Below are 17,618 nucleotides of genomic sequence, written 5' to 3'. Positions count from 1 at the left end.
CCAACGTGGCCACCCCCGTGCACACTTGAGCGAGTGGGAATGCGCTTTCCAATCCGCGGAAAGCACCGAAAACTTTGGAGGACACATGGGTTTCGAAACAAGGACGATCCGGATCGCCATGAACGGCATCACCGGCCGCATGGGCTACCGCCAGCATCTGTTGCGTTCGATCCTGCCGATCCGCGACGCCGGCGGCTTCACCCTGGAAGACGGAACGCGCATCCATGTGGAGCCGATCCTGGTGGGCCGCAGCGAGGCAAAGATCCGCGAACTGGCCGAGAAGCACAAGATTGCCGAATGGACCACGGACCTGGACGCCGTCATCAACGACCCCAGCGTCGACATCATCTTCGACGCCTCCATGACCAGCCTGCGCGCCGCCACCCTGAAGAAGGCCATGCAGGCCGGCAAGCACATCTTCACCGAGAAGCCCACCGCGGAAACCCTCGAAGAAGCCGTGGAACTGGCGCGGATCGGCAAGCAGGCCGGGGTCACTGCCGGCGTCGTGCATGACAAGCTCTACCTGCCCGGCCTGGTCAAGCTGCGCCGCCTGGTGGACGAAGGCTTCTTCGGCCGCATCCTCTCCATCCGCGGCGAATTCGGCTACTGGGTCTTCGAAGGCGACGTCCAGGCGGCACAGCGCCCGTCCTGGAACTACCGCAAGGAGGACGGCGGCGGCATGACCACGGACATGTTCTGCCACTGGAACTACGTCCTGGAAGGGATCATCGGCAAGGTCAGGAGCGTCAACGCCAAGACTGCCACCCACATCCCGGTCCGCTGGGACGAAGCCGGCAAGGAATACAATGCCACCGCTGACGACGCCTCCTACGGCATCTTCGAACTTGAGACCCCGGGCGGCGACGCCGTCGTAGGCCAGATCAACTCCTCCTGGGCCGTGCGCGTCTACCGTGACGAACTGGTGGAGTTCCAAGTGGACGGCACGCATGGTTCCGCCGTCGCCGGCTTGAACAAGTGCGTCGCGCAGCAGCGCGCCCACACCCCCAAGCCCGTCTGGAACCCGGACCTGCCCGTCACCGAATCCTTCCGCAGCCAGTGGCAGGACGTCCCGGCCAACGCTGAACTGGACAACGGCTTTAAGCTGCAGTGGGAGGAATTCCTCCGCGACGTCGTCGCCGGCCGCGGACACCGCTTCGGCCTGCTCTCCGCCGCCCGCGGCGTGCAGCTGGCCGAACTCGGCCTCCAGTCCAACGACGAGCGCCGCACCGTCGACATCCCGGAGATCGTGCTCTGATGACGGCCCTGATTCTTCCCGACGCCGACGGCGGCACCCGCCGCTACACGCTCCGCCCCGCGACTTCCTGGGCCAGGCCGTCCGCGCCCCTGGCGTCCCGGCACGCCTATGCCGCGGCGCACGTGATCCCCGAAGCCACCGCGGACAACACCCCGGTTGCCCCGGCGCGGCTCGACTGGGATGCCACCCTGGCCTACCGCCACGAGCTCTGGTCCTACGGGCTGGGCGTGGCCGATGCCATGGACACCGCCCAGCGCGGCATGGGGCTGGACTGGGCGGCGACCCAGCAGCTGATCAAGCGCAGCGGAGCCGAGGCGGCGTCGGTAGTGGCCGCCGGCAACGCCGCGACGGCGGGCAAGTCCGTCCGGGACCTGGTCGCCTGCGGTGCCGGGACCGACCAGCTGGAACTGGATTCGCTGGAAGCCGGCCCCGCCGGAATCCAGGCCGTGCTCGAGGCGTACCGCGAGCAGATCGCCGTCGTCAGCGAAGCCGGACCCAAAGTGATCCTCATGGCCTCGCGTGCCCTCGCCAAGGTGGCCGCCGGTCCGGACGATTACCTGCACGTCTACTCCACCCTGCTGCGGGAAGCTTCCGAACCCGTGATCCTGCACTGGCTGGGCACCATGTTCGACCCCGCGCTGGCCGGGTACTGGGGTTCGGACGACGTCGCCCAGGCCACCGAAACCTTCCTCGCCCTGATCCTGGAGCATGCGGACAAGGTGGACGGCGTGAAGGTCTCGCTCCTGGACGCCGCCCACGAGGTCGCCCTGCGCGCCCAGCTGCCGGCAGGCGTCAGGCTCTACACCGGTGACGACTTCAACTACCCGGAACTGATCGACGGCGACGGCACGCACCACTCGGACGCGTTGCTGGGCATCTTCGCGGCCATCTACCCGGCCGCCTCGGCGGCCATGCAGAAGTACGATGCCGGCAAAGCCGTGGAAGCGCGCGCCATCCTGGATTCCACCCGCGAGCTCGGAAAGCACATCTTCAGCGCGCCGACGTTCTACTACAAGACCGGCATCGCCTTCATGTCCTGGCTCAACGGCAAGCAGCCCGGCTTCCAGATGGTGGGCGGCCTGCACTCCGGCCGTTCCGTGGTCCACCTGGCCCGCACCTTCGAGCTGGCCGACCAAGCCGGGCTGCTCCGCGACCCCTCGCTTGCGGCGTTCCGGATGTCCGCTTTCCTGCGGATCAACGGGGTGGGCGCATGAGTTCCCCCGATTTCTCGCGACTGTCGCTGAACAGCGCCACCACCAAGAAGTGGACGCTCGCGGAGGCCGTTGACGGCTGTGTCCGGGCGGGCATTCCGGCGATCGGGCCGTGGCGGGACCGCGTGCACGAGGCCGGCCTGGACAAGGCGGCCCGGCTCATCAAGGACGCCGGACTGCGGGTCTCCTCGCTGTGCCGGGGCGGCTTCCTCACCGCGGCCGACGCCGAAGGGCAGGCGGGCGCGCTCGCCGACAACAGGGAAGCCGTCCTCGAAGCGGTGGCGCTGGACACGCGCGAACTGTTCCTCGTCGTCGGCGGCCTGGCCCCCGGCGAGAAGGACGTCGTCGCCGCCCGGCAGCGGGTGGCGGACCGGCTGGAGGACCTGGTGCCGTTCGCCGTCGAGCACGGCGTGCGGCTGGTCCTTGAACCGCTGCACCCGATGTACGCCGCGGACCGGGCGCTGATCTCCACGCTCGGGCAGGCCCTGGACCTCGCGGCACCGTACTCCCCGGCCGCCGTCGGCGTGGCTGTGGACACCTTCCATGTGTGGTGGGACCCGGAGCTGAAGGGGCAGATCGGACGGGCCGGGCGGGAGCAGCGGATCGCCTCGTACCAGGTCTGCGATTTCAACCTCCCGATCGCCGCGGACGCGCTGCTGTCGCGCGGCATGATGGGCGACGGCGTCATTGACTTTGCGACGATCGGCACCTGGGTGCGGGACGCCGGATACGCGGGCGACATCGAGGTGGAAATCTTCAACCAGGACATCTGGGACGCCGACGGCGACGCCGTGCTGGCCACCATGAAAGAACGCTACGCGGAGCTGGTCCTGCCGCACGCCTGAGCCCTGCCGGATCCACCCGCGAAGGGGGTGCGGCACCCTGTGATGAATGCCTCTCCGCACGCACTTGACGGCGGGCAGGGCGAGCCTTCAGCATTGATCGTAGCGTTCATTTTTCGAACGTTTCTTATCGGTGTCGCACGTCCATTGCGGGGACGTGGTGTCGGGCAAGGGAGCTGATCCCGGGCCGGGAATGGACAACATTGTGGGACTGTGGTTGGATATCGCAGGTTGGGGCGGCGCCGTTGCGATCCTGGCTTCGTACCTCTCCGTTTCCATGGGCTGGCTGCGGGCCGGCCGGCGCTTCCAGGCGGCGAACCTCGTGGGCTCCGTCGCCTTCATCATCAACGGTTCCTACTACGGCGCATGGCCCTCGGTGGTGACCAACGTTGCCTGGTTCGTGATCTCCGCGGTGGCCCTCATCCGGATGCAGCGCGCCGCTTCGCGGTCCGCGTCCGCTCAGGCTCCCGCCCCTGCGCCGGCCGCCACGGTGGCTCCCGCGCCGGCTCCCGCGCCGGCGCACCCGGTTGCCGCGCCGGCGCACCCGGTGCCGGTGGTGACTGCCTCGATGCCCCTGGTTCCGCTGCCCGCCGAGGGCTGACTCGGTCCGCTTTGGCACACTGGTGCCATGGCTCAATTCAAGATCTACGGTCAGGCCGAATCGCTGGCAGGGAACCGGCAGCAGATTTCCGATGTGCTGCATGCGGCCTCGGTGGGCGTGCTGGGGCTGCCTGCTGACAAACGCTTCCACCGCTTCATTCCCCTGGACGCCGAATCTTTCATCTATCCGGATTCCCGGAGCGAGCGGTACACGATCATCGAGGGGATCCTGTTCGAAGGCCGTGAAGTGGAGACGAAGAAGAGCTTCTACCGGGCGCTGTTCGAGGGATTCGAAACGGTCCTGGGAATCGCGGCAAACGATCTCGAAATCGTGCTGATTGAAACGCCGCGCCACGACTGGGGCATCCGCGGCCTGCCCGGGGACGAGCTCAACCTCGACTATAAGGTGCGGACCTAGCGCGTAGGTCCCTTCCCAACGCTCGCAAGCTCGCAGTGGGACCCTCGGGACGACGCCTAGCTGTTTCGGTTCCGGTACCGGAGGTAGACCACACCGTTGCCGAAGCGGCGCTCATCCAGCAGTTCGAGCTTGAGCCCGACGCCGTCCGGTAGGAACCGCTTGCCGCCGCCCACCGTGACCGGGTTGAGGAAGAAGCGGAACTCGTCCACGAGGCCCGCCTTGACGGCCTCGGCCGCCAAAGCGGCGCCGCCGATGGAGAGCTCCCGCTCGGCCGAGGCTTTCAGTGCCCGGACGGCACCAGCGTCGAACGTTCTTTCAATCCGCGTCTTCGCGGTGGTGGGCTGGTCCAGGGACGTGGAGTACACGATCTTGTCCGCCGCGTGCCAGATGTCGGCGTAGTCCTTGATGGCTTGGGGTTCGCCGGCAGTGTCCAGATCCTCCCACCAGGCCATGACCTCGTACATCCGGCGCCCCAGAAGATAGGTGCCGGCCTGCTTCTCAAGTTCGTTGACGAAGGCATGGACTTCCTCGTCCGGCGCGCTCCAGTCGAAGTTGCCTTCGGCGTCGGCAGTGTATCCGTCCAGGGACATGATCGCGGTGTAGATCAGCTTGGCCATGACCCGAGGGTACGCCGTGGCATGCCGTCCTGCATCAGCCCTGGGCGCGGTGCAGGCTGTACCAGAGGAGCGCGACCGGACAGGGACGTCCGGGACTCGGTACTGTCGAAGGTGAATCCGAGCCGAACCTCCAGCTCGCGGATGCGCGCGCCAGCGGCCGTGGTGGGGACGGCCGCGGCGGGGGACGGCCGAGGCGGGGGGGCGGCCGTGGCCGCCTGAGCCCCGGCTGCGGTAGGGTGCGCCCATGGACGAGAAAGCAACCCTGCACCACTACCTGAGCGCCGGGCGGAAGGAACTGCTGGCCAAGCTGGACGGGCTGAACGGGTACGACGTCCGCCGGCCGATGACGCCCACCGGCACCAATCTCTTGGGCCTCGTGAAGCATGTGGCCAGCGTGCAGTTGGACTACTTCAGTGGGGTGTTCGGCCGGCCCAGCGGCCGTGAACTTCCCTGGTTGGCAGATGGTGCCGAACCCGACGCCGACCTGTGGGTTCCGGCGGAGGAGAGCCTGGAAAGCGTAATCGAGCTGCACCACTTCTCCGCCGCCCACAGCGACGCCACCATCGACCAGCTCCCCCTGGACGCGCCCGGCGTCGTGCCGTGGTGGTCGGAAGAGAAGCGGAACGTGACGCTGCACAGGATCCTGATCCACATGATTTCGGAAACGGCGCAGCACCTGGGCCATGCGGACATCCTGCGCGAACTGATCGACGGCACGGCGGGCAACGGGTCGGAGGACCCCAACCTGACCGGGCGCAGCGCCGAGGAATGGGCGCTGCACCGTGCCCGGATCGAGGCCGCGGCGCGGGATGCGGGGAAGTGAGCAGGGGCGGCGATTCGCCCTAGCCCTCTCCGACCACCTCGGACATATCTCCCGTTCCCGGCGTCCCCTCGAGCAGCTCGTAGCGCTGCATCACCGCTCCCATCGGCGAGGCGACCACCGGCTCTATGAGCTTGAGGTTGCTCGGAACCACGCCATCGGCGAAGACCTTCTTCCCACGTCCGAGCAGGATCGGGTACACCCAGAGATTCAGCCGGTCGAAGAGCTTCTCCGAGAACAGGGTCTGCACGAAGTCCAGGCTGCCGATCACGTGGACGTTCCCATGCCGGCCGCGTAGTTCCTCGACGGCGGCGGCGACATCGGGACCGAGCAGCGTGGAGCCGGCCCATTCGAGGTCCGGGTCCAGACGCGAGGCCACGTACTTCGGGATGCGGTTGAACAGCTCCGCGATGAAGCCGCTCTGATGCGGCCAGTACGAGGCGAAGATGTCGTAGGTCCGGCGCCCCAGCAGCAGGGCGTCCATACCCTCCATGCCCTCGGCGATCTGCGCGCCGACGACGTCGTCAATGAGCGGCGCCTGCCAGCCGCCGAACGCGAAGCTGTTGTCCGTGTCCTCTTCCGGCCCGCCGGGCGCCTGTGCCACGCCGTCGAGCGTCGTGAACAAATCGATATGGATCAGTCCCATGCCGTGCTCCTTTGCAGTTGCCCGTCGTCGACCCGGCGGGATCATTCCGAGGCTGGCACACAAGCAGCGCCGAGACAACAGCCCACCCCATTATCCAAGGCCTGCGCCAGGGAGGGCCTCACGGCAGCGTGCTGGTCCAGTGAGGCTCGTGTTGCTGGAGCCCTTGCCAATAGACAGGAGGGGCAATCGGAACCCTTCGTCTCATCAAGCGCCTTTTCATCGAAATACCCCAGCCCGCCAGGGCTCTCCACCGGGGCTTCCTTGTGTTCATATTCCTTTCCGCCGCGATCGCCGCGCTCAGGGCACCGGAATGGTTGCAGCTCCTGATTCTCGTGGCCGCCGGATTCTCATTCACTGTGGCCGATGTTCCGACGCTCAAGTTCGTGGGATTCATGTACATGGTCATCGGAATTTTCTTTCTTGTCGCCACGGCCTCCGGCTGGTTCGGCTAACCCAGCTTCTTCACTAACCCAGCTTCTTCACGAAGGCGAGGTGCTTGATCTCCTCGGGGTCGGCGTCGAGGTCGAACTGCGGGGCGTAACCCGTGGCGAGGTAGAGGTTCTTGGCCTCGGGTTGCCGCGGGCCCGTGGTCAGGTAGATCCGGCGGTAGCCGCGGCGGGAGGCCTCGGCCTCCAGTTCCGCGAGGACCAGGCGGGCCAGGCCGCGACGGCGGTGCGCCGAATGCGTCCAGATCCGCTTGAGTTCGGCGGTGTGCGAGTCGTAGCGGCGGAAGGCCCCGCCCGCCACCGATTCGCCATCCTGCTGCAGGATGAGCAACGCGCCGTGCGGTGCGGCGAACTCTTCGGCGGGGTAGCGCTTGAGCTCGTCCTCGACGTTGCCGAACAGGTTCCCGTAACGGGTGGAGTACTCGACGGCGAGCTCCTCCAGGAGCGGCTTGACCCGCGGATCGTGCATTGGCAGGCTGAGGACTTTCACGCCCGACGTCGGCCGGGTGGGCGTTGTGGTCATGGCATTCCTTTCGTGCGGGGCCAGCCCAACTGACTGGCAGTAGTTGTCGTTTTGAGCCCCCAAAACGACATTAACTGCGAGCTAGTTGGGCGGGGGACAAAGGATGGGCGGGGGACAGGGGACGGGACACGAGGCTTCCGAGGATCGTTCGCGCCAAGGCATCATTCTCCCGGAACGGCGCGGCGTTGGTGTTGGGCCGGGCGAACGCACCGGCACCCCACCCGGACGTCCACGGTCCGATCGCGAACAGCCCTGGCTGCGGACCGCCGTCGGGCGCCAGCACCTCGTGAGCGCCGGACACCAGCAGCTTGCCCGTGGAGTGCGGCCCATCCGCGGTGAGCAGCCGCTGCTCGGTGCCGCGGCCGGCGTCGTGCAGATCCGCAAGGGCCGGGTTCGCCGAACGCTCCACCGACGGCGACGGCAGCCGCGCCTCGATGTACGCCGCGGCGTCCACCAGCACGGGCGACTGGAAAGAGCCGGCCACGAAACGGCCCGAGGACTCATCCGGGCGCACCCACGTCCCGGGGCCCAGGAAATGCAGCAGCCCGGCGTCGTGCAGGGCGAGCATCTCCCGCAACCGGTGCGGCGGCGGCCCGGAATCCACGTAGCTGAAGAATCCGTGCCACCAGCCGTGCACTGCCTGCTGCGAGCGGGAGTTCAGCCGTTCCTGCGGGATGAGCCGTCCCAGGTCCATGTACACCTTGAGCAGCGCCATGAACAGGGCGAGCGTCTCCGAATGGTCCGGGCCGTCCCGCAGTTCCACGTCCCGCCGGATGTAGTTCGCCACGGCCGACTGCACGGCGGCGTGGTCCGCGAAGGCGCAGCCGCTGAAGGGCTGGTCCAGTGCCTCAAGGTCCAGGCGCAGCGCCGGATCCGGAACGGCCCGGGCCACCAGCTCCTCGCGGCCGTGACTGTACCAGTCGAGGGCGTCGAAGCGGGCCTCGAACTCCGCCCAGCTGCCGTTCACGCGTTCCGGATATGCGAAGAGCTCCCGGTAGTAGGCGTGCCCGGCGTCCTTGGCGATCAGCGGCCAGAGCTGGGTGCGGAAATCCAGTTCGGCGTGGTCGGCCAGCAGGGCGCCGACGGCGTCGGCCGTGAAGTAGCGCGGCGCACCGGTGGCTTCGCCGCGGAAGGTCGAGGAAATCTTGGAGTGGTACGGCACCCCGCGCCGCGAACCGGCCCAGACCCGCGGCTCGGCACCCGAGGGCACATAGCGCAGTCTGCCGTCGGGCTGGTCCTCGAAGCGGCCGCCGCGGCCCTCGAACAGCAGCACCAGCAGGTCCACGAAAGCCAGGCCCATCCCCGCCACGATCACGTCCTGACCGGGACCGATCGCCGAGTAGTCGACGTCGGTGGTGTAGGACGGCGCCGCGTGGAAGCCGCCGTGCCGGCCGGCGAAGTCCGAGAGGCGGGCCGTCTCGGCGTCCGGCAGCGAATCGGTGTGGCCCAGCGAATAGACCACCAAATCCGCCTCTAAAACCGCCCCGGAGGCGAGATTCACCCGGTGCCGCACGCCGCCGTCGGACGCGCCGCCGTCGGACGCGCCGCCGTCAGGAACAGGCTCGACGCCGGTGGCGGTGTCCCGGTGCACGGTCACCGTGGCGCCGGGTCCGTTGTCCGAGGAACGGAGGGCTGCGGCGGCCCGGCGGAAGAACCACTCCAGGTATTTGCTCTGCAGTTGCCGGGTGGGGAAGGTGGCCGGCGTCAGCGCGCGCAGCTGCTCCAGGATGTGCGGCTCGAGCGGCGGCACGTCGCGGATGGAACCGTCCACGACCCCGGCGCCCCAGCCAATCAGGCCAGGCCCGTCGGCGGCCGGGCCCTCGCACAGCACGGAGCCGTCCGTGAACATGGTGATATCCGCGGCCATGGAGTTGAGCAGCAGCCCTGGGGTCTGGTCATAGCGCCAGATCCTCCCGGAGCCCGGCTCGTGCGGCTCCACCACGTGGATGTCCACGGGGCCCGCGAAGAGCTCCGGCCGGTTGGCGGCCAGCCTTTCCAGCACGCCCGCGGTGCGCGGTCCGCCGCCGATGAAGACGATCGCGGGGATGTCTGCGGGCATGTGCACACTCCTGTCGGAAAACGGTGGAAGGCCGGCGGAACGGGCCGGGTAGAACCTGAGCCTAGGGACCATCCACGGCCCCGGTCGAGGAGCTGGTCACGGCCGGTCACCCCGCGTCACAGCGCGTCAAAGGGGCGTCAAAGGGGCGTCAAAAGACGCAATGAACGGCATTCATATGGCGCTCTGTGACAGGCCGTGAAGCGCCAAGAAGCACCGTGAAGAAGTGCAAATGACCGCCTTGCAGCCGTTTCCGCAGCGCCCCTAGATTGGCAGCCATCCGATAGCCAACAATCGATCCGAAGCGAGGTGGCGCATGAGTTCTACAGCAACCACGGTGGCGCAGTCCGCACCGTCAACCGCAGGCAGGCCGGCGTCCGCCGTCGCCGCGGAATTCACCCCGGCATCAAGCGCAGACGGCGGGCAACCGCAGCCGGCCGCCGTCGACTACTCCAACTACAAGCTCGTCCCGGCCAAGCACCCCGGCCGCTGGGTGGGCACCGTGCTCGTGGCCCTGGGCCTCGCCGCGGTGCTGTGGTCCCTGGCGACGAACCCGCGCTGGGAGTGGGGTGTGGTGGCGCAATGGTTCACCGCGCAGTCCGTGGTGAACGGGCTCGTCGAGACCCTCAAGCTCACGGCCATCTCCGGGGCGCTCGGTTTCGTGCTCGGCTTCGGGCTGGCGCTCATGCGGCTCTCGGCCTCGCCGCTGCTGGTGGGGGTGTCCTGGACGTTCTCCTGGATCTTCCGCTCCACCCCGCTGCTGGTGCAGCTGCTGCTTTGGTACAACCTCGGCTACCTGTACGAGAAGATCAGCCTCGGCATCCCGTTCACGGACGTCCGCTTCTTCGAAGTCCAGACCACCACGCTCATCAGCCAGTTCGCCGCCGCCGTGCTGGGCCTGACGCTCAACCAGGCCGCTTACTCGGCCGAGATCATCCGCGGCGGCATCCTCTCCGTGGACCAGGGCCAACTGGAAGCCGCAGCCGCGCTGGGCATTCCGGCCTGGCGGCGCTCCACCCGGATCGTGCTGCCGCAGGCCATGCGCGCCATCCTGCCCACGGCCTTCAACGAGATCATCGGTCTGGTCAAGGGCACCTCGATCGTCTACGTGCTGGCCTACTCGGAGTTGTTCTACACGGTGCAGGTCATCTACAACCGCACCCAGCAGGTTCTCCCGCTGCTGCTCGTGGCCACGCTCTGGTACGTGGTGATCACCTCGGTGCTGAGCGTCTTCCAGTACTACATCGAGCGCCACTACTCGAAGGGCGCCGTCCGGAACCTGCCGCTGACTCCGCTGCAGAAGGTCCGCCGCTTCTTCGCCACGCACGCAACTGTTGACAGGAAGAACATCCGATGAGCACCGCTGTCGCCGCAACTTCAACCGCAGAAACCCTGACGACGGCGCCCGCGGCTCCCGCTGCCGGCTCGCCCTCCGCGAGCCGGGGCCACGTGGAAATCACCAATGTGCGCAAGAGCTTCGGTGCCACCGAAGTCCTCAAAGGCGTGTCCCTGACGGTGCCGCCCGGCGGCGTGGCCGTGATCCTGGGCCCGTCCGGCTCCGGAAAGTCCACCCTGCTGCGCACCATCAACCACTTGGAGAAGGTGGACGGCGGCTACATCACCATCGACGGCCAGTTGGTGGGCTACCAGCTCCGTGGCAACAAGCTGCACGAACTGCGCGAGAAGGACATCCTCAAGCAGCGCACGGACATCGGCATGGTGTTCCAGAACTTCAACCTGTTCCCGCACCTCACCGCACTGGAAAACGTGGCGGAAGCACCCGTCGTCGCCCTGCGTCCGGAAAAGGCACTGCGCAAGTCCAAGGAGGAAGCCCGGAAACGGGCGCTGGAACTCCTGGACCGCGTGGGACTGAAGGACCGCGCCGGCGCCTACCCGCGCCAGCTCTCCGGTGGCCAGCAGCAGCGCGTGGCCATCGCCCGGGCGCTCGCCCTGAACCCGAAGATCCTGCTGTTCGACGAGCCCACCTCGGCCCTGGACCCGGAGTTGGTCAACGAGGTCCTGGATGTGATCCGCGAGCTCGCCACCTCCGGCACCACCCTGATCATCGTCACCCACGAGATGGGCTTCGCCCGGGACGTCGCGGACACCGTGGTGTTCATGGACGAGGGCCAGATCGTGGAACAGGGCAGCCCCCAGGACATCTTCACCAATCCGCGCGAACCCCGCACCCGCAGCTTCTTCTCCAAAGTCATCGAACCGGCTTTCAACATCTGAGGACCCGCCACAATGCTTCGCACCACCTCCCGTACACGCAGCAAAACCAAGCTCCTGGCGCTCGCTGTGCTGCCCGCCGTCGTCGTTCCGGTCCTGGCCGGCTGCTCCGATCCGGGGGCGTCCGCCAGCAACGGCTCCGGCGCACAGACGACGGCGGCCCGCAACGGCGTCGTCTACAACACCTCGCCGGAGCAGAACCGGATCCGTGCCGAGAAGGACGCCGCCGCGGCGGCCAAGGTGCCGCAGCTGATCGGCAAGGACGGCAAGCTCACCGTCGCCACCACGGCGGGTTCCATCCCGCTGTCCTTCCACGCCACGGATGACAAGACCCCCATCGGCGTCGAAACGGACATCGCCCAGCTCGTGGCCGACAAACTGGGACTCGAGCTGGACCTGCAGGTCACCTCCTGGGAGAACTGGCCGCTGAAGACCCAGTCCGGCGACGTCGAGGCCGTGTTCTCCAACGTGGGCATCAACAAGGACCGCGTGAAGCTCTTCGACTTCTCCAGCTACCGGGCGGCCTTCATGGGCTTCGAGGCCAAGAAGTCCTCGAACTACAACATCAAGGGCGCGGACGACATCTCCGGCCTGAAGGTCTCCGTGGGCTCGGGCACCAACCAGGAGAAGATCCTCCTGGCCTGGAACAAGGAGCTCGAGGCGCGCGGAAAAGCGCCCGCAACCCTGCAGTATTACTCCTCCGAGGCCGACACCATCCTGGCCCTGTCCTCCGGACGCACGGACCTGAACATCGGCCCCTATCCCTCAACGACGTACCGGGAAAACACCCGCGACGACCTCAAAGTGGTGGGCAAGGTCAACGCCGGCTGGCCGTCGGAAACCCTCGTGGCGGCCACCACCCTGAAGGGCAACGGCCTGGCGCCCGCCATCACCGACGCCCTGAACTCGGCCATCAAAGACGGTTCCTACGCCGAGGTCCTGAACCGCTGGGGCCTGTCCGAGGAAGCCGTTCCGGAGTCGAAGACCATCACCGAGGCGAACTTCGCTGCGACAAAGGCTGCCACAAAGGCTTCGGCGCAGGCCGGGACGAAGTCATGAAGTTCCAGATCCTGGACATCATCCCGCACCTGAAGAACCCCATCACCGGGCAGATCGTCTCGACTGCGGAACGGCTCAACCAGGTGGTGGAAACCGCCCGCAAGGCCGAGGAACTGGGCTATGACAGCTTCTCGGTGGGGGAGCGGCACGCCGGGGAGTTCATCTCTTCATCCCCGACGACGGTCCTCGCCGCGATCGCGGCCGTCACCAGCCGCATCCGGCTGCAGAGTGGCGTCACCGTGCTCTCCGTGCTGGATCCGGTGCGGGTGGCCGAGGACTATGCCACGATCGACCAGCTCAGCCGGGGCCGGCTGGAACTGGTGATCGGCAAGGGCAACGAGGTGCTGCAGTACCCGCTCTTCGGGCTGTCGCTGGATGACCAATGGGACCTCCTGGCCGAGAAGTACGGGCTGCTGCGGCGGCTGTGGCGCGAGGAAAACGTCATATGGTCCGGGCGCTTCCGGTCCGCCTTGACGGAGGAAACCACCACGACGCCGCGCCCCTTCGCGGGTTCGCCCCGGATTTGGCACGGCTCTGCCACAACGTTGACCTCCGCAGCCTTGGCGGCCCAATGGGGCGATCCCCTGTTCACCGCGAACGCCATCCAGCCGCGGGAGAACTACAAGGTCCTGCTCGACCACTATCGCGCGGAATACGAACGCCACGGCCACGATCCGCGGCACCAGTACGTTGGCTCCGGCAGCGGTGCGGGCGGGGTGTTCATCGCGGACACCACCCAGGAAGCCAAACGGCAGTTCGGCCCGGTGTACGAGGCCCTGACTGCCGGGCGGAACGTCCCGGGCAACAATTCGCCGTTCCGGGACATCGACCACGCCGTGGCCGAAGGGCCGGCCCTCGTGGGCAGCCCGGAACAGGTGGTCGACAAGATCCTCAGCTACCACGAGCTTTACGGCCACGATCTGCAGTCCATTTCGCTGCCCACCACGCTGCCGTTCGCGCAGCAGCTGGAGATCCTTGAACGCTTCGCCCTCGACGTCATCCCGGCGGTCCGCTCCGCGGCTCCCACCACCCTGTGGGAATCCGCGGATCCGTACGGGCGGCGCCCTGAGTCTGTCGGCGCCACCGAGCCCGATGCTGCGGCCGCCGTCGAACGAGACCATGCCATCCATAGGAGCAACAATGCCTTCACCCACTGACATTCTTTCCACCCCGAAAACCAGCCCGGCCTTCGCCGCCGAATGGGCTGACTGGCACGCCGCCCACGAACGCCACCTCGCCGATCCACACGGCTTCCTCGCCGTCTCCCACCTGCACTGGCTGGACGGCACGCCGCAGCGCCTCGCCGGGGTTCCGGGAACCTGGAGCGTGGTCAACGACGTCGTCACCGTGATCCTGGAGGAAGGCGAAAGCCTCCGGCGGGACGGCCGGGAACTGAACGGTGCCGGCTCGGATGCCGACGGCGGAAGCCGCCTCAGCTTCGGCCCCATCGCCGAACGCGCCGGCATCAACCTGCGGGCGGGGGACACGGTCATCGAGCTCGCCAAGCGCGGCGGCGAGTACATCGTCCGCCCGCGGGACCCGCGCAACCCGCTGCTCAACGAATACCGCGGCACCCCGGCCTACGAACCGGACCCAGCCTTCGCCGTCGCCGGAACGTACGTGCCGTTCGCCGAGCCGCGCACCACCACGGTGGGTGCCGCCGTCGAGGGCATCCAGCACGTTTACGAGGCGCCGGGCGAGATCCGCTTCAGCCTGGACGGCCGGGAGCTGTCGCTGACCGCCTTCAACGGCCACGCGCCGGGCACGCTCTCGGTGCTGTTCACCGATGCCACCTCGGGCAAGACCACCTACGCGGCCAACCGTTCGCTCACGGTTATCCCCGCGGGGGACGGCTCCGTGCTGCTCGACTTCAACCGGGCGGTCAACCTGCCCTGCGCCTACACCGACCTGGCCACCTGCCCCCTGCCGCCGGCCGAAAACCGGCTGCCCGTGGCCATCGAAGCCGGCGAAAAGATCCCTTACGAAAGGCAGACCCCGTGACTCTCTCTTCCAACGCCGGTTTCCTCGCGCTGGAGCTGGACGGCGATGGAGCCCACCCCGCCGCCTGGCGCAAGGCCCGCCACACCCCGGACGAACTGCTGAACGGTGAGCGAATCAAGGACACCGTCCTCGCGGCCGAGTCCGCCGGTTTCCACGTTGCGACCTTCGCGGACGGACCGCTGCCGGATGGCAGCGATGTTGCGGGCCGCCTGAACGCCCTGCAGCGCGCGGCCTTCGCCGGACCCGTCACCGGCTCCATTGCCCTGGTCCCGCAGGTGGACACCGTTTACACCGAGCCCTTCCACGTCGCCACCCAGTTGGCCAGCCTGGACTACGTGTCCGGGGGCCGCGGCGGCTGGCTCGTCAAGGCGAGCGAAGACGCCCGGGAGGGTGCCGCCGTCGGGCGCACTGCTGCTTCGGAAGGCGCCCTGGCGCATGAGGCGGCCGCGTCCGTGGAGGTGGGCCGCAGGCTCTGGGATTCCTGGGAGGACGACGCCGTGATCCGCGACGTCCCCAGCGGCCGCTACCTGGACGTCGACAAGCTGCACTACGCCGACTTCGAGACGCCGGCCGGGTTCCCCGGGGAGGCCTACTCCGTGAAGGGACCGTCCATCATTCCGCGCCCGCTGCAGGGGCAGCTGCCCGTGCTGGCGCCGGCGTCGCTGGTGTCCGTGGACGGTCCGCTGCTGCCGTCCGGGGTGGATGCCGTGCTGGTCTCGGCCCCGACGCCTGAACTCCTCGCGGCCGAAGCCGCCGAGGTGCGCGCCAACCTGGCCGCTGTTGGGGGCGGCCTGGCTGGCGGCCCTGTTGAGGGTGGCCCGGCGGTCATCGCCGAGCTCGACGTCGTACTGGACTCCCGGGGCCAGTCCGCCGCCGCGCGGCTCGCCGAGCTGGATGCCTTCACGGCGTGGGAGAGCCCGCGGGCGCGTTTCGTGGGAACCGCCGCGGGGCTCGCGGAGTTCCTCGCGGAGCTGCTCGCGTCCGCCGACGGTGTCCGCATCCACCCCGCCGTACTGGACGTGGAGCTGGAGGAACTGGCGCAGCTGGTGCTGCCGGAACTGCGCCGCCGCGGCGTGCTGCGGCCTGCCCTCTCCGGCGGCACTTTCCGCGAGCTGCTCGGCCTGGAACGGCCGGAAAACCGCTACAACACCAAGACTGAGGAAATCGCATGAGCCAGGAAAATTCGAAGCAGCACGGCCGTGCTAAATTCCAGCCTTCCGGCAAGATCCAGTTCGGCGTGTTCTTCCAAGGGGTTAACTCCGGCACCATCTGGAAGACCCCGGAGGCCGGCTCGCAGACCGACTTCGAGTCCTTCCGCAGGATCGCCCAGACCGCCGAACGTGGTCTGTTCGCCGCCTTCTTCCTGGGTGAGGGCCTGCGCCTGCGCGAGCATCTGGGCCGGCCGCACGCCCTTGACGTGGCCGGCCGGCCGGACGCCCAGACCATGCTTGCCGCGCTTGCTTCGGTAACGCGGAACATCGGCCTGGTGGCCACCCAGAACACCACCTACAACGATCCCGCGGACCTGGCCCATCGCCTGGCCTCCCTGGATCTGCTCTCCGGCGGGCGCGCGGCCTGGAACGTGGTCACCACGGACAACGCCTGGACCGGCGCCAACTTCCGCCGCGGCGGCTACCTGGACCACGCGGACCGCTACTTGCACGCCGAGGCCTTCGTGCAGACGGCCAAGCGGATCTGGGACTCGTGGGAAGATGACGCTGTTGCGGCGTCGGCCTCGGCGGATTCCTGGGCCGTGCCCGGACACGCCCGGCGGGTGCTCCACGAGGGGCAGCACTACACGGTGGACGTGACCCCGCGACTGCCGCGCAGTGCACAGTACCGGCCGGTGCTGTTCCAGGCCGGCGACTCCCCGGAAGGCCGCGACTTCGCGGCCCGCCAGGCGGACGTCATCTTCTCCGCCCACCCGAAGTTCGAGGCTGCGGTGAAGTTCCGCGAGGACATCGTGGCCCGGACTGTTGCGGCCGGCCGCGGCGCCAACGAGGTGCAGATCATGCCCGCCAGCGAGTTCATCCTGGGTGCCACCGATGAGGAAGCCCGGGAGAAAAAGGAATGGGTGCGGAGCCTGCAGATCGGCCCGCAGCAGGCCATCGCGTACCTGGAGCAGTTCTGGGGCCGCGAGCTGTCCTCCTTCGACCCGGACGGTCCGCTGCCGGACATCGACCCCGTGGTGGAAACGACCTCCGAGACCCGCGGTAGCGGCTTCCACGGTGCCAAGGCCCGAGACCTCGCGGCGCAGTGGCGTGCCGAGGCCAAGGAAAACGGCTGGTCCATCCGGCAGTTCGTGAGCTCCAGGACCGCCCGCATCGATTCGACCTTCACCGGCTCCTACAGCTCCGTGGCGGACACCCTGGCCGAGTACGCCCGCGTGGGCGCCGTGGACGGCTTCAACATCTCGCCCTGGATCATCCCGAGCGGCCTGGACGACATCGTGAACCACCTCGTCCCTGAACTACAGGAACGCGGCGTCTACCCCACGGAATATGAGGGCAGCACCCTCCGCGAAAACCTTGGGCTCGCGACGCCGGAGCGGTCACCGGAGCTGGTCCCGGCAACTGCCGGGAGCGCCAGGTGAGCCGGGCGGGCGAGGAGGTGGCCGACGTCGGCGACTCGCTTTGGAGCGAGGAGGCGGTGAGGCTGCAGCTGACTGTGCGGGAGCAGTGGCTGTAACTTTCGGCTTCGATTCATCTCACGAGACAGAGCGTCCAGCACATCAGTGCTGGACGCCCTTTTCGTTTACGGACAGCCCCGCCTGCGAGGCGACGGAGGCATATTGACTGCCCTTGGCCGGAGGAATAGCTTCTGCGCTAACGGGGCGAGTCGCCCCGTTTCACTGGATGAGGCGCCGGGCCCGGGCAAGACATCGACGAAGCC

Annotated in this window: 18 protein-coding genes; 14 read left to right on the top strand and 4 right to left on the bottom strand. The window is 67.9% G+C overall.

Going from position 1 to position 17,618, the window contains the following annotated elements:
• Nucleotides 1-85 precede the first annotated feature (85 nt).
• The 5 genes from ACN9M4_RS18500 to ACN9M4_RS18480 all read left to right on the top strand — a co-directional run bounded on the left by ACN9M4_RS18500 (nt 86) and on the right by ACN9M4_RS18480 (nt 4,326).
• Complete coding sequence (locus ACN9M4_RS18500) at nt 86-1,255, top strand: Gfo/Idh/MocA family protein (RefSeq protein WP_426300496.1); 1,170 nt, start codon at nt 86-88, stop codon at nt 1,253-1,255.
• The gene (locus tag ACN9M4_RS18495) at nt 1,255-2,469 is read left to right on the top strand and encodes a dihydrodipicolinate synthase family protein (protein WP_426300494.1); all 1,215 of its coding nucleotides are present in this window, start codon (nt 1,255-1,257) and stop codon (nt 2,467-2,469) included. Before ACN9M4_RS18500 ends, ACN9M4_RS18495 begins: the two co-directional genes overlap by 1 nt.
• The gene (locus ACN9M4_RS18490) at nt 2,466-3,311 is read left to right on the top strand and encodes a sugar phosphate isomerase/epimerase family protein (RefSeq protein ID WP_426300492.1); all 846 of its coding nucleotides are present in this window, start codon (nt 2,466-2,468) and stop codon (nt 3,309-3,311) included. The genes ACN9M4_RS18495 and ACN9M4_RS18490 overlap by 4 nt, the downstream gene beginning before the upstream one ends.
• Nucleotides 3,312-3,513: 202 nt before the next feature.
• The gene (locus tag ACN9M4_RS18485) at nt 3,514-3,909 is read left to right on the top strand and encodes a CBU_0592 family membrane protein (protein ID WP_426300490.1); all 396 of its coding nucleotides are present in this window, start codon (nt 3,514-3,516) and stop codon (nt 3,907-3,909) included.
• Nucleotides 3,910-3,936: 27 nt separating this feature from the next.
• Complete coding sequence (locus ACN9M4_RS18480) at nt 3,937-4,326, top strand: tautomerase family protein (RefSeq protein WP_426300488.1); 390 nt, start codon at nt 3,937-3,939, stop codon at nt 4,324-4,326.
• Between the two features lie 56 nt (nt 4,327-4,382).
• Here the strand turns inward: ACN9M4_RS18480 and ACN9M4_RS18475 are convergent, their stop codons facing one another.
• Nucleotides 4,383-4,943 (bottom strand): dihydrofolate reductase family protein, encoded by a 561-nt coding sequence (locus ACN9M4_RS18475; protein WP_426300486.1) that lies wholly within the window; start codon nt 4,941-4,943, stop codon nt 4,383-4,385.
• A gap of 244 nt (nt 4,944-5,187) precedes the next feature.
• Between ACN9M4_RS18475 and ACN9M4_RS18470 the strand changes: the two genes are divergently transcribed.
• Nucleotides 5,188-5,766: a DinB family protein gene (locus ACN9M4_RS18470; RefSeq protein WP_426300484.1), complete on the top strand. Its 579-nt coding sequence runs from the start codon at nt 5,188-5,190 to the stop codon at nt 5,764-5,766.
• Between the two features lie 19 nt (nt 5,767-5,785).
• Here ACN9M4_RS18470 and ACN9M4_RS18465 read toward each other — a convergent pair whose 3' ends face one another.
• Nucleotides 5,786-6,409: a dihydrofolate reductase family protein gene (locus ACN9M4_RS18465; protein WP_426300482.1), complete on the bottom strand. Its 624-nt coding sequence runs from the start codon at nt 6,407-6,409 to the stop codon at nt 5,786-5,788.
• Between the two features lie 263 nt (nt 6,410-6,672).
• Between ACN9M4_RS18465 and ACN9M4_RS18460 the strand changes: the two genes are divergently transcribed.
• Nucleotides 6,673-6,861, top strand: a complete 189-nt coding sequence (locus tag ACN9M4_RS18460; protein WP_426300480.1) for a hypothetical protein — start codon at nt 6,673-6,675, stop codon at nt 6,859-6,861.
• A 13-nt stretch (nt 6,862-6,874) separates the two neighbouring features.
• Here ACN9M4_RS18460 and ACN9M4_RS18455 read toward each other — a convergent pair whose 3' ends face one another.
• Nucleotides 6,875-7,378 carry a GNAT family N-acetyltransferase gene (locus ACN9M4_RS18455; protein ID WP_426300479.1) on the bottom strand — a complete coding sequence of 168 codons (504 nt, stop codon included), beginning with the start codon at nt 7,376-7,378 and terminating at the stop codon, nt 6,875-6,877.
• A gap of 70 nt (nt 7,379-7,448) precedes the next feature.
• Complete coding sequence (locus ACN9M4_RS18450) at nt 7,449-9,437, bottom strand: FAD/NAD(P)-binding protein (protein WP_426300477.1); 1,989 nt, start codon at nt 9,435-9,437, stop codon at nt 7,449-7,451.
• 313 nt (nt 9,438-9,750) lie between these two features.
• On the opposite strand from ACN9M4_RS18450, the gene ACN9M4_RS18445 reads away from it, so the two are divergent.
• Genes ACN9M4_RS18445 through ACN9M4_RS18415 form a run of 7 tightly spaced genes read left to right on the top strand, consistent with a single transcriptional unit; the run spans nt 9,751 to nt 17,319 of the window.
• Nucleotides 9,751-10,791 (top strand): amino acid ABC transporter permease, encoded by a 1,041-nt coding sequence (locus ACN9M4_RS18445; RefSeq protein WP_426300475.1) that lies wholly within the window; start codon nt 9,751-9,753, stop codon nt 10,789-10,791.
• Nucleotides 10,788-11,669 carry an amino acid ABC transporter ATP-binding protein gene (locus tag ACN9M4_RS18440; protein ID WP_426300473.1) on the top strand — a complete coding sequence of 294 codons (882 nt, stop codon included), beginning with the start codon at nt 10,788-10,790 and terminating at the stop codon, nt 11,667-11,669. Before ACN9M4_RS18445 ends, ACN9M4_RS18440 begins: the two co-directional genes overlap by 4 nt.
• 12 nt (nt 11,670-11,681) lie before the next feature.
• Complete coding sequence (locus ACN9M4_RS18435) at nt 11,682-12,725, top strand: ABC transporter substrate-binding protein (RefSeq protein WP_426300471.1); 1,044 nt, start codon at nt 11,682-11,684, stop codon at nt 12,723-12,725.
• Nucleotides 12,722-13,882 (top strand): LLM class flavin-dependent oxidoreductase, encoded by a 1,161-nt coding sequence (locus ACN9M4_RS18430; RefSeq protein ID WP_426300469.1) that lies wholly within the window; start codon nt 12,722-12,724, stop codon nt 13,880-13,882. Before ACN9M4_RS18435 ends, ACN9M4_RS18430 begins: the two co-directional genes overlap by 4 nt.
• Complete coding sequence (locus tag ACN9M4_RS18425; protein WP_426300467.1) at nt 13,866-14,726, top strand: DUF1684 domain-containing protein; 861 nt, start codon at nt 13,866-13,868, stop codon at nt 14,724-14,726. Before ACN9M4_RS18430 ends, ACN9M4_RS18425 begins: the two co-directional genes overlap by 17 nt.
• Nucleotides 14,723-15,898 (top strand): LLM class flavin-dependent oxidoreductase, encoded by a 1,176-nt coding sequence (locus tag ACN9M4_RS18420; protein ID WP_426300465.1) that lies wholly within the window; start codon nt 14,723-14,725, stop codon nt 15,896-15,898. The genes ACN9M4_RS18425 and ACN9M4_RS18420 overlap by 4 nt, the downstream gene beginning before the upstream one ends.
• Nucleotides 15,895-17,319: an NtaA/DmoA family FMN-dependent monooxygenase gene (locus ACN9M4_RS18415; protein WP_426300463.1), complete on the top strand. Its 1,425-nt coding sequence runs from the start codon at nt 15,895-15,897 to the stop codon at nt 17,317-17,319. The genes ACN9M4_RS18420 and ACN9M4_RS18415 overlap by 4 nt, the downstream gene beginning before the upstream one ends.
• Nucleotides 17,320-17,618 lie beyond the last annotated feature (299 nt).

Origin of the sequence: Arthrobacter sp. R-11 (genome assembly GCF_049913155.1) — a bacterium.
Taxonomy (GTDB): Bacteria; Actinomycetota; Actinomycetes; order Actinomycetales; family Micrococcaceae; genus Arthrobacter.
Note: the sequence above shows the minus strand (reverse complement) of the source record. Positions and strands in the feature narration are given on the sequence as shown.

What these genes read in the sequence shown, in the direction of transcription:
- ACN9M4_RS18475 (WP_426300486.1), bottom strand. Translation starts at nt 4,943, where the DNA reads ATGGCCAAGCTGATCTACACCGCGATCATGTCCCTGGACGGATACACT.
- ACN9M4_RS18425 (WP_426300467.1), top strand. Translation starts at nt 13,866, where the DNA reads ATGCCTTCACCCACTGACATTCTTTCCACCCCGAAAACCAGCCCGGCC.
- ACN9M4_RS18440 (WP_426300473.1), top strand. Translation starts at nt 10,788, where the DNA reads ATGAGCACCGCTGTCGCCGCAACTTCAACCGCAGAAACCCTGACGACG.
- ACN9M4_RS18490 (WP_426300492.1), top strand. Translation starts at nt 2,466, where the DNA reads ATGAGTTCCCCCGATTTCTCGCGACTGTCGCTGAACAGCGCCACCACC.
- ACN9M4_RS18455 (WP_426300479.1), bottom strand. Translation starts at nt 7,378, where the DNA reads ATGACCACAACGCCCACCCGGCCGACGTCGGGCGTGAAAGTCCTCAGC.
- ACN9M4_RS18495 (WP_426300494.1), top strand. Translation starts at nt 1,255, where the DNA reads ATGACGGCCCTGATTCTTCCCGACGCCGACGGCGGCACCCGCCGCTAC.
- ACN9M4_RS18430 (WP_426300469.1), top strand. Translation starts at nt 12,722, where the DNA reads ATGAAGTTCCAGATCCTGGACATCATCCCGCACCTGAAGAACCCCATC.
- ACN9M4_RS18450 (WP_426300477.1), bottom strand. Translation starts at nt 9,437, where the DNA reads ATGCCCGCAGACATCCCCGCGATCGTCTTCATCGGCGGCGGACCGCGC.
- ACN9M4_RS18445 (WP_426300475.1), top strand. Translation starts at nt 9,751, where the DNA reads ATGAGTTCTACAGCAACCACGGTGGCGCAGTCCGCACCGTCAACCGCA.
- ACN9M4_RS18465 (WP_426300482.1), bottom strand. Translation starts at nt 6,409, where the DNA reads ATGGGACTGATCCATATCGATTTGTTCACGACGCTCGACGGCGTGGCA.
- ACN9M4_RS18500 (WP_426300496.1), top strand. Translation starts at nt 86, where the DNA reads ATGGGTTTCGAAACAAGGACGATCCGGATCGCCATGAACGGCATCACC.
- ACN9M4_RS18470 (WP_426300484.1), top strand. Translation starts at nt 5,188, where the DNA reads ATGGACGAGAAAGCAACCCTGCACCACTACCTGAGCGCCGGGCGGAAG.
- ACN9M4_RS18435 (WP_426300471.1), top strand. Translation starts at nt 11,682, where the DNA reads ATGCTTCGCACCACCTCCCGTACACGCAGCAAAACCAAGCTCCTGGCG.
- ACN9M4_RS18415 (WP_426300463.1), top strand. Translation starts at nt 15,895, where the DNA reads ATGAGCCAGGAAAATTCGAAGCAGCACGGCCGTGCTAAATTCCAGCCT.
- ACN9M4_RS18480 (WP_426300488.1), top strand. Translation starts at nt 3,937, where the DNA reads ATGGCTCAATTCAAGATCTACGGTCAGGCCGAATCGCTGGCAGGGAAC.